General features: G+C 48.5%; 16 protein-coding genes. 10 read left to right on the top strand and 6 right to left on the bottom strand.

Annotation, left to right across the window (positions count from 1 at the left end; translation table 11 throughout):
• Positions 1–40: 40 nt before the first annotated feature.
• From mprF to G9F48_RS15270, 3 genes are all read left to right on the top strand, one after another.
• A complete protein-coding gene (gene mprF, locus G9F48_RS15280; RefSeq protein WP_165409728.1) occupies positions 41–2611 on the top strand; it encodes a bifunctional lysylphosphatidylglycerol flippase/synthetase MprF in 2571 nt (856 codons plus the stop codon).
• Positions 2612–2704: 93 nt separating this feature from the next.
• Positions 2705–3589: a PhzF family phenazine biosynthesis isomerase gene (locus G9F48_RS15275; RefSeq protein ID WP_165409727.1), complete on the top strand. Its 885-nt coding sequence runs from the start codon at positions 2705–2707 to the stop codon at positions 3587–3589.
• A gap of 76 nt (positions 3590–3665) precedes the next feature.
• Positions 3666–4250 (top strand): nitroreductase family protein, encoded by a 585-nt coding sequence (locus G9F48_RS15270; RefSeq protein ID WP_165409726.1) that lies wholly within the window; start codon positions 3666–3668, stop codon positions 4248–4250.
• Positions 4251–4288: 38 nt separating this feature from the next.
• On the opposite strand, the gene G9F48_RS15265 is transcribed toward G9F48_RS15270, so the two are convergent.
• From G9F48_RS15265 to G9F48_RS15255, 3 genes are all read right to left on the bottom strand, one after another.
• Complete coding sequence (locus tag G9F48_RS15265; protein WP_003155508.1) at positions 4289–4480, bottom strand: YfhD family protein; 192 nt, start codon at positions 4478–4480, stop codon at positions 4289–4291.
• A gap of 70 nt (positions 4481–4550) precedes the next feature.
• The gene (locus G9F48_RS15260) at positions 4551–4661 is read right to left on the bottom strand and encodes a YfhE family protein (protein WP_003155504.1); all 111 of its coding nucleotides are present in this window, start codon (positions 4659–4661) and stop codon (positions 4551–4553) included.
• 57 nt (positions 4662–4718) lie between these two features.
• On the bottom strand, positions 4719–5618 hold the full coding sequence (locus G9F48_RS15255; RefSeq protein WP_165409725.1) for a TIGR01777 family oxidoreductase: 900 nt from the start codon (positions 5616–5618) through the stop codon (positions 4719–4721).
• 91 nt (positions 5619–5709) lie between these two features.
• Here G9F48_RS15255 and recX point away from each other — a divergent pair, with 91 nt between their 5' ends.
• The 3 genes from recX to G9F48_RS15240 all read left to right on the top strand — a co-directional run bounded on the left by recX (position 5710) and on the right by G9F48_RS15240 (position 8159).
• Positions 5710–6501 carry a recombination regulator RecX gene (gene recX, locus G9F48_RS15250; RefSeq protein WP_165409724.1) on the top strand — a complete coding sequence of 264 codons (792 nt, stop codon included), beginning with the start codon at positions 5710–5712 and terminating at the stop codon, positions 6499–6501.
• Between the two features lie 6 nt (positions 6502–6507).
• Positions 6508–6819 carry a YfhH family protein gene (locus tag G9F48_RS15245; protein WP_025650230.1) on the top strand — a complete coding sequence of 104 codons (312 nt, stop codon included), beginning with the start codon at positions 6508–6510 and terminating at the stop codon, positions 6817–6819.
• 146 nt (positions 6820–6965) lie between these two features.
• Positions 6966–8159: an MFS transporter gene (locus G9F48_RS15240; protein WP_025650229.1), complete on the top strand. Its 1194-nt coding sequence runs from the start codon at positions 6966–6968 to the stop codon at positions 8157–8159.
• A gap of 39 nt (positions 8160–8198) precedes the next feature.
• Here the strand turns inward: G9F48_RS15240 and G9F48_RS15235 are convergent, their stop codons facing one another.
• The 3 genes from G9F48_RS15235 to G9F48_RS15225 form a co-directional block, all read right to left on the bottom strand.
• Positions 8199–8588: a DUF2606 family protein gene (locus tag G9F48_RS15235; RefSeq protein ID WP_165409723.1), complete on the bottom strand. Its 390-nt coding sequence runs from the start codon at positions 8586–8588 to the stop codon at positions 8199–8201.
• Entirely contained in the window at positions 8551–9462 is a 912-nt protein-coding gene (locus tag G9F48_RS15230) for a trypsin-like serine peptidase (protein WP_003155497.1), read from the bottom strand. Before G9F48_RS15230 ends, G9F48_RS15235 begins: the two co-directional genes overlap by 38 nt.
• Positions 9463–9606: 144 nt before the next feature.
• Positions 9607–9759, bottom strand: coding sequence for a small, acid-soluble spore protein K (locus G9F48_RS15225; RefSeq protein WP_003155495.1), 153 nt, complete (start codon positions 9757–9759; stop codon positions 9607–9609).
• Positions 9760–9882: 123 nt separating this feature from the next.
• Here G9F48_RS15225 and G9F48_RS15220 point away from each other — a divergent pair, with 123 nt between their 5' ends.
• The 4 genes from G9F48_RS15220 to G9F48_RS15205 all read left to right on the top strand — a co-directional run bounded on the left by G9F48_RS15220 (position 9883) and on the right by G9F48_RS15205 (position 12085).
• Entirely contained in the window at positions 9883–10152 is a 270-nt protein-coding gene (locus G9F48_RS15220) for a YfhJ family protein (RefSeq protein ID WP_003155492.1), read from the top strand.
• Positions 10153–10283: 131 nt separating this feature from the next.
• On the top strand, positions 10284–10811 hold the full coding sequence (locus G9F48_RS15215; RefSeq protein ID WP_025854031.1) for an SH3 domain-containing protein: 528 nt from the start codon (positions 10284–10286) through the stop codon (positions 10809–10811).
• 85 nt (positions 10812–10896) lie between these two features.
• Positions 10897–11232, top strand: coding sequence for an SdpI family protein (locus tag G9F48_RS15210; RefSeq protein ID WP_146283702.1), 336 nt, complete (start codon positions 10897–10899; stop codon positions 11230–11232).
• Entirely contained in the window at positions 11225–12085 is an 861-nt protein-coding gene (locus tag G9F48_RS15205; protein ID WP_007408559.1) for an alpha/beta fold hydrolase, read from the top strand. Before G9F48_RS15210 ends, G9F48_RS15205 begins: the two co-directional genes overlap by 8 nt.
• Positions 12086–12170: the final 85 nt, after the last annotated feature.

The raw sequence follows: 12170 nt of genomic DNA, 5'->3' as shown, positions 1-12170 counted from the left end.
TTATAATAAATAAGCTATTTTATGATGATTGGAGAGAACATTGCTGACTAAAAAGAATGCCTTATCGATATTAAAAGTATTATTTCCTATTGCAGTTTTGCTTTTAGTCATTTATCAGTCCAAAAAGGAATTGACAGACCTTTCTTTTAAACGAACGCTGTACATTATTAACGGGATTGAGCGTTACGATTTATTTATTCTCGTTCTGCTCGGCCTCCTTGCCGTCAGCGCGATGTCCTTTTATGACTTTGTGCTGAAACGGACGCTTCGCCTCAACATTCCGAATTGGAAAGTATTCAGGGTCTCCTTTATCGCCAATTCCTTTAACAATGTCCTTGGATTCGGCGGTCTGGCGGGCGTCGGGCTGCGGACGATGCTTTACAAAGAGCATACGAATGACGTAAAACGCCTTGTCGCAGGCATCGCCTGGCTTACGTCCTCAGCGCTGCTCGGGCTGTCCGTCTTCAGTATCCTGACCATTGCCCGCATTCTGCCGGTCGGAGAGATTACAGGTGAGAAACCGTGGCTGTGGGCTGTAATCGCCGGAGTGGCGCTTATTGTGCCGGCAGCCTTAATCGCCGCTTGGATCAACAATAAAAAAGCTGGCGCAGAAGACGGTGAAGCAAAACCGAGGCATCCGGTTTTTTCTTACATCGGGGCATCGTTTGCCGAATGGTTTGCGGCGGCCGTCGTCATGTATTATTCCCTGTATGTCATGGGGATTCACGCGGATGTCCGCCATGTATTCGGTGTATTTGCCATTGCCGCTATCGGGGGAATCATCAGCCTTGTGCCGGGAGGATTCGGTTCGTTTGACCTTCTGTTTCTGCTCGGCATGCAGAATATGGGCTTTCCGCAGGAGGCGGTTGTGACATCCATCGTCATCTACCGGATTGTGTATTCATTTATTCCGTTTGTGTTCGGGCTGTTCTTTGCGGCCGGCGATTTAACGGAAAATACGCTTAAACGGCTGGAATCAAATCCGAAGATGGCGCCCGCCGTGGAAACGACGAACGTGCTTCTCGTATTCCAGCGCGCCATCTTAATCAGAGTGCTTTACGGTTCGCTGTCGCTTCTGGTTTTCATGGCGGGAGTCGTTGTGCTGGCGTCCGTCGCCCTGCCGATTGACAGGGAGACGGTCATCCCGCATATTCCGCGCCCGGCGCTCCTTGCGTTTAACGCGTTATCGTTAAGCGCGGCTTTGATTCTTTTAATCTTGCCGATTGAATTATACAAACGGACGAAACGTTCTTATTCAATGGCGGTCGCCGCGCTGGTCGGCGGTTTTGTGTTCAGTTTCTTAAAAGGATTGAACATCAGCGCGATCTTTATTCTGCCTGTCGTCATCGTATTGCTGGTGCTGTTAAAGCGGCAGTTTATCAGAGAGCAGGCATCGTATACGCTCGGCCAGATGATTTTTGCCGCCGCTCTGTTTATTATCGCCTTGTTTAACTACAATCTCATTGCCGGCTTTATTTGGGATAAAATGAATCGGCTGCTGCGCCACGATTATTTCGTTCATAACAATTCGCACATTACATATGCCACGATGACGGCCATTATTGTTGTGCCGCTGTTTTTCCTTTTGTTTACGGTCTTTTATCATAAAAGATCGAAGCCGATCGGAGAAAAGGCCGATCCTGAACGGCTGAAGTCCTTTTTGGCGGAAGAAGGCGGAAACGCCCTCAGCCATCTCGGCTTTCTCGGGGATAAGCGGTTTTATTTCTCAAGCGACGGCAAAGCGCTTTTATTGTTCGGCCAGATTTCCAGAAGGCTTGTCGTGCTCGGTGATCCGTCAGGACAGAGAGACTCTTTTCCGCTTGTGATTGAGGAATTTCTGAATGAAGCGCATAAGCAGGGGCTGAGTGTCATGTTTTATCAGATCGAACGTGAAGATCTGGCGCTGTACCATGACTTCGGCTATAACTTCTTCAAGCTCGGAGAAGAGGCGTTCGTGGATATGGAAGCATTTACGCTGTCAGGTAAGAAAAAAGCGGGGCTGCGTGCGATTAACAACAAATTTGACCGCGAAGGCTACACATTTCATGTCGGGGAACCGCCGTTTGCCTCCGAGTTTATAGCCAAGCTGAAAGACATTTCGGACGAATGGCTCGGACCGAAAAAAGAGAAAGGTTTTTCTCTCGGTTTCTTCGACCGGGATTATCTGGAACAGGCGCCGATTGCTTACGTGAAAGACGCGGAAGGGGAGATCATCGCTTTTGCCAACCTGATGCCGATGTATCAGGAAGGCGAGATATCAGTCGACTTGATGCGTTATCGGAAAAGCGCGCCGAACGGGATTATGGACGCGCTTTTCATCCGTCTGTTTCTCTGGGCGCAGGAAAAAGGCTATACCACCTTCAATATGGGCATGGCGCCTTTGTCAAACGTAGGAACGGCTTTTACATCTTTCTGGTCGGAAAGAATCGCGGCCGTCATTTTCAACAACGTCCGGTATATGTACAGCTTCAGCGGGCTGCGGGCCTTTAAAGAAAAATACAAACCGGAGTGGCGCGGGAAATACTTGGCGTACCGCAAAAACAGATCGCTGTCCGTCACGATGATTCTCGTCACCCGCCTGATCGGAAAAACCAAAAAAAGACGCCGTTAAAAGGCGTCTTTTTTTTGAAGAATTAACTAAAAATTCTAATTTTACTCTGTTATACTGAATAACATGATCATAAGGTGAAAGGAAGGCTGATGAATGAAACAGGCAACCGTGTTTAAATATGAAGCGTTTACCGATATTCCTGATTTGGGAAATCCCGCGGGAATCGTCTTTAACGGAGATGATTATTCAGATGAAGAGATGCAGATGATCGCCGAATTGGCAGGGTACAATGAAACCTCATTTCTCTGCAAAAGCGGAGAAGCCGATCTGCGCATCCGCTATTTTACACCCGGCCACGAAATGAATTTATGCGGACATGCTACCGTCGCCTCTCTTTACGCATTAATTGAAAAGGGAAGGCTTCAGGCTGATCAGACATATCAAATTGAGACAAAAGCCGGTATTCTTCCCGCAAAAGCCGCTGAACGAAACGGCCGGGTATACATCACGCTCGAACAGGCACCCCCGCAATTTCTGCCGTTTACGGGCGACAAAGAAAAGCTTGCGGCCTCGCTCGGGATTACGGCTGAGGATTTTCACAGCGAGCTGCCGATTGTTTACGGATCAACGGGGATCTGGACACTGATTGTTCCGCTGAGATCACTTCAAGCATCACGGAATATGGTGCCGGACAACGCACAATTCCCCGCTGTTTTGCGCGATCTTCCGAAAGCGAGCGTTCATCCGTTTTCTCTGGAAACCGTTCATTCGGAAAGTGATCTGCACGGCCGTCATTTTTCTTCCCCTTTCTCCGGAACGACCGAAGATCCCGTCACGGGAACCGCTTCAGGCGTCATGGCAGCCTATATGCGGCAATACGGAGGCTCTGAAGCCGAATGCCTCACGATCGAACAAGGCCAGGAAATCGGGAAAGACGGAAAAGTGGAAATCAGGATTACAGAAGATAACGAAAAGATGAACATCGAGATGACGGGAACGGCCGTGTATGCAGAATCAATCAATTTTCAGCTTCCTTAACGGTTTACAAAAGACGGTCGTATCCGTTATATTATAAATGATAATCATTTTCAATTGAATAGGAAGGTGAATCGGCATGCCGAAAACCGAACAATTACAGCAAAACGAAAGTCTTGCACATACAATCAGAAACAGAAGATCCATCCGGTCGTTTAAGCCGGAAACCGTACCTTCTGAAGTCATATTAGATATGCTTGAAACGGCCGTTTACGCGCCGAACCACAGACTGACGGAGCCATGGCGTTTTATCTACGCAGCAAGCGAAGCGGGTAAAGCAAAGCTTGCGGACAGCTACGTCTCATTTTTCAAAAAAATAAAAGATGATTTCAACGAGGAAAAAGAGCGGAACATGAGAAAAAACCTCAGCGCCGTTCCGGGATTTTTGCTGGTCGTCTTAAAAGAAGATGAAAATGAATTTACGAGAAACGATGATTTCGCGGCGCTGAGCGGCATGATTCAAAACCTTCAGCTCCTCGCACATGAAAACGGCATCGGCATGGTCTGGAAAAGCGGCCGCATCATGTATGACAAACAGGTGCACCAAGACTTCGGCCTTGCAGACAATGAGCGCTTCGCCGCCATCATTCAAACGGGCTATCCGGATGAACAGCCTAAGGCGAAAGTACGGACACCGGCAAAAAGCCTGTTTACCGAGTTGTAAAAGAATCCCCGTCTCTATACAGAGGCGGGGATTTCGTATTAGCGGGTTTTGCTTTTAGCTCTGTTGTCAGCGGCTTTCATCCGCGCCTGCGCTTCGCGGTCAGCAGAATCAGCAAGCTCGCTTGAATATTCCTCGTACGTGCCGTCTGTTTCGCGTTTCAAAGCATCCGGAACTTGAGGAAGTTTTTGTTTGTTTTTATCACGGTTTTTGTGAGTATGATTTCTGCCCATATCAATCGCCCCCTGAAAAAAGTGATATCAAACAAACATAGTATCTGCCCGGTCCCGATCTTTATTCAGTTTATTTCCGTTTGGCTGCTCTTTCTGCTTTTTTGAATTCACCGGAATAAAGGACTTCCTGCATTTTTTTCAGATTGGCTCCCTGCTGATGTTTTTCGCGCTTCTTTTCCATAAAAGAAGACCCTCCTTCAAAACAGAATACCAATAGGATTGGCTTTTATTTCCGTTTTTATGCAGATAAGATATCCTTTAAAGCCAACTCAAGTTCTTCATACGTAAATTGAAAACCGGATGTCAGCGCCTGCTTAGGCAGGGCGCGCTGGCCTTTTACGATCAGCAGGCTCATTTCTCCCAAGGCCTTCTCCAGAAAAAATTCCGGTACGGGAATCCAATGGGGGCGGTGCAGGACGCTTGCGATGGTCTTTCCGAATTGCTTCATTTCTACGGGGTTCGGCGATGTTACATTCATGGGACCGGACAAGTCATCATGCTCCGCCGCAAAAGCAATAAGTTCCGCGGCGTCATCGACATGAACCCATGACAGCCACTGCCGTCCAGAGCCGACGGTGCCTCCGGCTAACAGCTTATAAGGAAGAACCATGAGCGGCAGGGCGCCTTTTTCACCGAGCATCACCCCGAATCTGGCATATACCGTCCGGATGCCGAGCGCTTCAATTTTCTGGCCTTCACGCTCCCACATATGAGCCGTATGACTGAGAAAGTCTTCATTTGACGTATCGGACTGCTCAGTGAACGTTTTCTCTGTGCTTGTGCCGTAAATGCCGACTGCGCTTGCCTGAATTAAAGCCCGGGGTTTTTTCGGCTGCTGCTTCATAATCCGTCTGACTTCTCTCGTCGCTTCTACCCGGCTTGAGATGATTTGTTCTTTCGTTGTGTCCGTCCAGCGGTCAAAGATGGATTTGCCGGCGAGGTTCACCCATACATCAATAGGGGGAAGCTCGCGTTCAGGCGCCGCGTTTTCGGCCAGCCATTGAACATATGTCACATTTTTTTGTTCGGTTTCTCTCTGTTTTCTTGATAAAATATAGACATGATGTCCCCGGCGGGTAAACACACCTGTCAGATGCCGGCCCAGAAAACCAGTGCCGCCTGTCATCGCGATATTCATATCCATCTCTCCTTACACGTTGATACATATACTGTACCTCATTTGCCAAAAAGAAAAACGCCTGAACATCGGGGCGGGAAAGGAGACCGGGATGCCGTTTATTACAAAAATATCGACCCAAAAGAAAAATACCGAGCGCTTCAACGTCTTTCTTGATGAGAAATATGCATTCAGCGTCGACGCCGACGTGCTTGTGCGTTTTGACCTGAAAAAAGGGAAAGAACTGGACGAGCTTGACATTCTTGAAATCCAGCACGGTGATGACGTGAAAAAAGCCTTTAACCGCGCCGTAGAATTTTTATCATATCGGATGCGGTCTGAAAAAGAAGTCCGGGATCACCTGAAGAAAAAAGAAACACCGGACATGGTCATTTCTGAAGTCATCCATAAACTGTACGATTACCGCTACTTAAATGACAAAGAATTTGCCGAAGCCTATGCGAGCACCCACAAAAAAACAAACGGCAAAGGCCCTGACGTCCTATTCCGCGAGCTGAAAGCGAAAGGAATAGACGACGATACCATCAAGGAGACGCTCAGCGCGTTTACATTTGATGAGCAGATACAAGAAGCGCTGAAACATATCGGCAAAATCCTCAAAAAAGACAAAAAGCTGTCCACAAAAGAGATCAGACAGCGGGCGCAGATGCAGCTTCAGCGAAAAGGTTTCCCTTTTGACGTCATCAATGCCGCTCTGGAGCAGACGGAGTATGAAAATGATGATGAAGCCGAGATGGAAGCTCTGAAGGCTCATGCGGAAAAAGCGATCAGGAAATACCGCTATGACGGCAGCTATGAAAGCGGAATGAAGGTCAAACAGTACTTATTCAGAAAAGGATTCTCGATTGACGATATTGATCAATTCTTGCAGGAAGAGGAGTAAACTGAAATGGACAAACGATACAGTCAAATGACGCCTCATGAACTACAGACAGAAATTGCGGGACTGACGGAAAAAGCGCGAAAAGCGGAACAGATGGGCATTGTAAATGAACTGGCCGTGCTTGAACGGAAAATGACGATGGCCAAAGCTTACATGCTGAACCCGGAAGACTTTCGGCCCGGCGGGGTGTATCAGATAGAAGGTTCTGATGACACTTTCCGCATTGATTACATCAACGGCGTATTCGCCTGGGGACACAGATCTTCCCCGTCTGACGGGGAAGAAGCACTGCCGATTTCCGTTTTAAAAGAAAAATAATAACAAAAGAGGCCGGTTCCGGCCTCTTTTTCTTTTCGGGCACATTCGTTTCAACCTTTCAGTAAAAAATGATTGAATTCATTTTTGATATCTTTTAAGATGGAATTCGTTGTTTTTTAATAAAAAGGAGGCGATTTGCGTTGAATATCAAAATGAAACAGCCATCTGTGAAATTAATGATTTTTGTTTTAATGATTTGCACATTTTCCATCGGGTATACGGAATATGCTGTCATGGGTATTCTGACGTCGATTGCCGATGACTTTCATATACATGTATCTTCAGCGGGCATGCTTGTTACGGCGTACGCGGCAAGCGTCTGCCTGACGGGCCCGATCGTAACCATTATCGCGGTTAAGCTGCCGAGAAAGCCGGTGCTGCTAGGGTTGATGGGCATCTTCGTCCTTGCCAACCTGATGAGCGTCTTTGCGCCGAACTTCGCCGTACTGGCGATTTCCAGAATTTTATCCGCATCCATTCACGGAGCCTTTTTTGCGATCGCCATGGTGTTTGCGAGTGAAATGGTGCCGCCTGAAAAACGTTCCGCCGCCGCGGCTTCCATGAACGGCGGATTAACCGTGGCGCTGATGCTCGGCGTTCCGTTCGGCTCTTATTTAGGGGATGCCCTTAACTGGCGGGCCGTCTTTTTCATTATTTCCGTTTTAGGCCTGATCGGCCTGATCGGCCTGATGCTGGTCGTACCGAACCGGAAACCGAAAGTGATTCCGATGCTGATGAATGAATGGAGTGTCTTTAAGCATAAACAAGTGATTTTTTCCTTTGCGATCACCATTCTCGGCTACTCAGGCGTATTTATCGCTTACACGTTTATTGAGCCGATTTTAAGAGATTCAGCGGGGTTCGGCACAGTCGGCATCACAGGCGCGTTATTTGCCTACGGTCTCGGCGGAGTGGCGGGGAATTTCTTCGCGGGGAAAGTGCCGCTCAAACTGCTGACGCGCACGATGATCGGTGTGATGATCGGCCTGATCGGCGTCTTGGCGATTTTCCCTTATATCGCTGTTTTTCCCGCTGCCGCCGTTTCAGCGACATTTTTGTTCGGCGCATGTGCGTTCGGCACGCCGCCGCTTTTGCAGACCAAGGTTATTTCTTCCTCTGAAAACGGCACCACAATAGCCGCTGCGGTGAGCGTTTCCGCCTTTAACCTGGCAAACGCGCTCGGCGCCTGGATCGGCGGATTGATTCTAGGGGGAACGGGATCTTACTCATGGCTGTTTGCCGGCGGTGCGCTGATGACGGCTCTCGGCCTTGTGCTTTCCACGTTCGCTCATCTGTCTGAGAAGAAAGATGTTTATGAATACCAAGTGCATAAAGGATAACAAAAAGCTTGCAGGGGATATTCCGCCTGCAAGCTTTTTTCAGTGTTTCAATGTAATGCTGATCACCGTATGTTTATCGCTCTCAGCTAAGGAAATATTCCGGGTTTCCGGTACTCCGTCTTTTTCAAAAACGACGGCATAGGTTCCTTTCGCGCCGCTTTTCCATGAAATCTCGCCGTGGTGACCAGTCTTGCCTATTATCTCTCCGCGGTCTATATTGGGCTGATGATCTGACTCCGCCGCTTTCATCACGGTAACCGTCACACCGGCAGCCGGTGAACCGTCTGCATCCTCAACATGGAGCGTAACGGGCAGTGCTTTTTTGGCGGCGGAATCATCCGCTTTGCCGCATCCGCATAAAACGGCCGCCGCGAGAAAGATAACAAAAGCTTTATTGATTTGACCAATATTGAATGTTGTCGAATACACTGTTTGTCACCCTTGTTCCCAGATTGTAAGACGACCCGCCGTTTGTATGAATGGCAATGGCGGTCTGGCCGGTGTCGCTGTAATTGCGGTAAACGGGCGATCCGCTCTGGCAGCCGAACGTATCTGTCGTGTAAGTGAGTTTATATGTCTCGGCAGAACGTATCGGCTTGCTGTCCGACCACATGGAACCGGACACTTTGTCGCACGGATATCCTGTCACGGTTGAGGAAAGCCCGGCCGGACTGGAACTGTTGGTCGTCCGGTAGCCGTACCAGCCGACAGTATTCCCGGGCGACCCGTTTACTTTGATTGCGCCGTAGTCGTAGTTTGTGTCACCGTTTTCTGTCCACCCTTTGACACTGTAGAATGTCTTGCCTGAATAAGAGCCGTACGGGTACGATGACCCGTTGCGGCCGGGAGCTGCCGTAATTTTCGATGCCCAGCCGTTTTTCTGATCATACACGCAATGTCCCGCCGTAACGATCGTGTCGGCATTGACAAAAAAACCGGTGCATCCGTAGGTGCTTGTGCTGCCGCTGTATGTAACGGTCAGCTGTGCTGTCGCGCGATATGGAAATGATGTTGTGGGAGAAATTCTGATTCGTTCGTCTGTCCCAATAATACTGGAAGGCTTTAATGACTTGATGTCAGCTTTGCTGTTTTGTGCAAGCTGTCTTTTGGTGAGGCCCGTTCCTTCATAAGCGGGGGATGTCTGTGTTGTTTGTACAGGCTGATTCTGATTTGCGTCAAACTCCTCACCGCTGTTTGATACAGATGTCTGCGGGCTGCCCGCTGCTTCTGCTGAAACAGCAAATAATGAAACTGACAGTAAGAATGCGGTAAGGCTCAGCAATCGTTTTGAAACTGTCTTCATTTTATAAAACCCCTCCTTTTTTGTCTACCGGCTTTTGTTTTAACATTTAACATATTATGGAATTTATTTAGCGTTATGACCGCAAGAGGATGTTTTTTTCCGCAAAAAAAAGACCGGGTCATTCCCGGTCTCTTACGGTGTGTGTTATCGTCTGCCTGAAGCTCTCATGCGCTCTTGCGGGTGCGAATTAATTGAACCGTCCGCCCGTTTAGAAGCGTAGTCATCCTTTGCCCGCGGTTCGCCTTCAAACTTATTATTGTTCTGATTAGGAAATCCTTTTGCCTTGTTCCGGACCATTTGTTTTCCCCCTCGGCCAATATCAAAAGGTTGCGCCTTCTGGACTGAAGACGTAAAGTTAGTATATGCCTGTGACAAGCTGCGTAAAAGCAGCAGGTTTTCCCAAGGAAAGGAGACAGAGACATGAATACATATATCGACAAACTGACGAATTTGCTGCTTGAGAAAAATGACATGCTAAGCTATTTGCAAGCGCGAACTTGGGTTGAGCTTTTATGGGGAGATTTCGAAGCGACTTACGCAAAAGCCGGCCGCCCGTATCAAGGAGAGCAAATGACGGAACGCGTCGTCAAGGAATGGATCGAATCATACGGCAGCAAGCTCCATATGTTCCAGAGCGTTCGGGAAGACGTTTCTCATTATTTGGATCAAAGCAGGGGTCTCCTGCATTAATATAGCAGTGCGCCCGCCGGATACCGTCCGGCGGTTTTTTCTTTTTATAAAAGAAATGGGAAAATCATGTTTGACGACCCGCAGAATGTGGAAATGTGTAATAACTTATAAAATAGCGGGGAGGAACCACAATGAACATGAAAAAGGGGTTAACCGCATTTATTCCGGCCGCAGGACTTTGCTTATTTTTAGCCGCAGGCACCGTTTTTTTTGATCCGGCAGCGAATGCCGCAGCAGTTCACCAGACAAAAATAGACACCGCAGCAGATACATATATCGTGAAAGCAGGAGAACTTAACGTCCGCAAAGAACCCAATAAACAAGGGCGGATTATCGGCACGCTTCGTTCAGAGGATTCCGTAAAGGTTAAACGGCTTCAAGGAGCAGATTGGGCTGAAATTGACTACAAAGGTCACAAAGCCTATATTTCCACGCATTTTCTGATGAAGCAGCCGGTGAAGGCGGTGACCGCGAAACAAACCGATTTTTATACGCCGACTTTGGAAACCGGCAAAAAAGGGTCTGTTAAAGCGGGTGAAACCGTCAATGTGCTCGGCTGGGGGTTCAGCCATGACGGAGGGTTTGACCGTAAATGGGCGTACGTCACATACGGCGGGAAAGCAGGTTATGTGAAAACGGCCGACTTAACTCAAAAATAAAGATTCAGGCAGGCGAATGAGCCTGCTTTTTTTCTGAAACCTTTCGCCTTTCCTTTCGTAAAAGATGAAAAGGAGAGTGACGGATATGATAATGGTAATCGGCGGCCTTCTGATGGCTGCGGCCGGCATTTCAGTCACATTTTTTCCGCCGAAGTCGATCAGCAGCCTGTACGGATATCGGACGAAGCGCTCTATGGCGGATGAGTCGCAATGGAGAGAAGGCAATCGATTCAGTGCGCTCCTCATGATTCTGTTCGGCCTTACTTCGGCGGCAGCTGGATTTGCGGGCAGCCTGCTTATCCGGCTGACTCAGCCGTTCGCCCTGATCGTTCAGGCCGTATTGTTGATTGCGATCAGCGTACTGATCATCGTTTTAACAGAAAGAAGACTGAAACAAACGGGGAGGAGAATCGATGAATGACATTACGTTTCACATGATCGAAACAAACGGAGTGACGCTGCACACGGCTTCAGCCGGTCCGAAAGACGGTCCTTTGGCGGTGCTGCTGCACGGGTTTCCGGAATTCTGGTACGGCTGGAAGAGTCAGATCAAACCGCTGGCGGATGCCGGATACCATGTTGTCGTGCCTGATCAGCGCGGCTATAATCTCAGTGACAAACCGGAGGGCATTGAAAACTATACCATTGATACGCTCAGAGACGACATTATCGGGCTGATCACTCATTTTACAGATGACAAAGCCGTCGTCATCGGACACGATTGGGGAGGAGCCGTGGCCTGGCATTTGGCATCCACGCGGCCGCAATACGTTGAAAAATTGATCACGGTCAATATCCCGCACCCGGCGGTTATGCGAAAGGTCACACCGTTCTACCCGCCGCAGTGGAAGAAAAGCTCTTATATCGCTTTCTTTCAGCTTCCGGAAAAGCCGGAACGGAGATTGTCTGAAGACGATTACCGCGTATTGGATCACGCGATCGGCTTATCCGAACGCCCGGCGCTTTTTTCACGGGAAGATGTCGACAGCTACAAAGAAGCATGGGGCAGAAAAGGAGCGCTCACGGCGATGCTGAACTGGTACCGGGCGATCAGAGCCGGCGGTTTAGGCCCTGCCGTTCCGCTTAAAATGCCCGTTCCGTACCGGTTAATATGGGGCGTCAACGACCGCGCGCTGAGCAAAAAGCTCGCCAAGGAAACAAAACGGATGATTCCAAACGGCGACTTAATCTTCATAGATGATGCCTCACATTGGGTCATTCACGAAAAACCGCGCATCGTCAGCCATTTGATTCATGAATACCTTCAGCAATAAAGTCTGTCCCGCGTACAGACTTTTTCTTTTTTTTCTCATATCTGCCGAAAAACATGACAAAATATAAATCATATGCAGAAAAAAA

This window comes from Bacillus sp. EKM420B (assembly GCF_011065565.1).
GTDB lineage: Bacteria > Bacillota > Bacilli > Bacillales > Bacillaceae > Bacillus > Bacillus velezensis.
The sequence above is the reverse complement of the archived record's forward strand: the minus strand, read 5'-3'. Positions and strand labels throughout refer to the sequence as shown.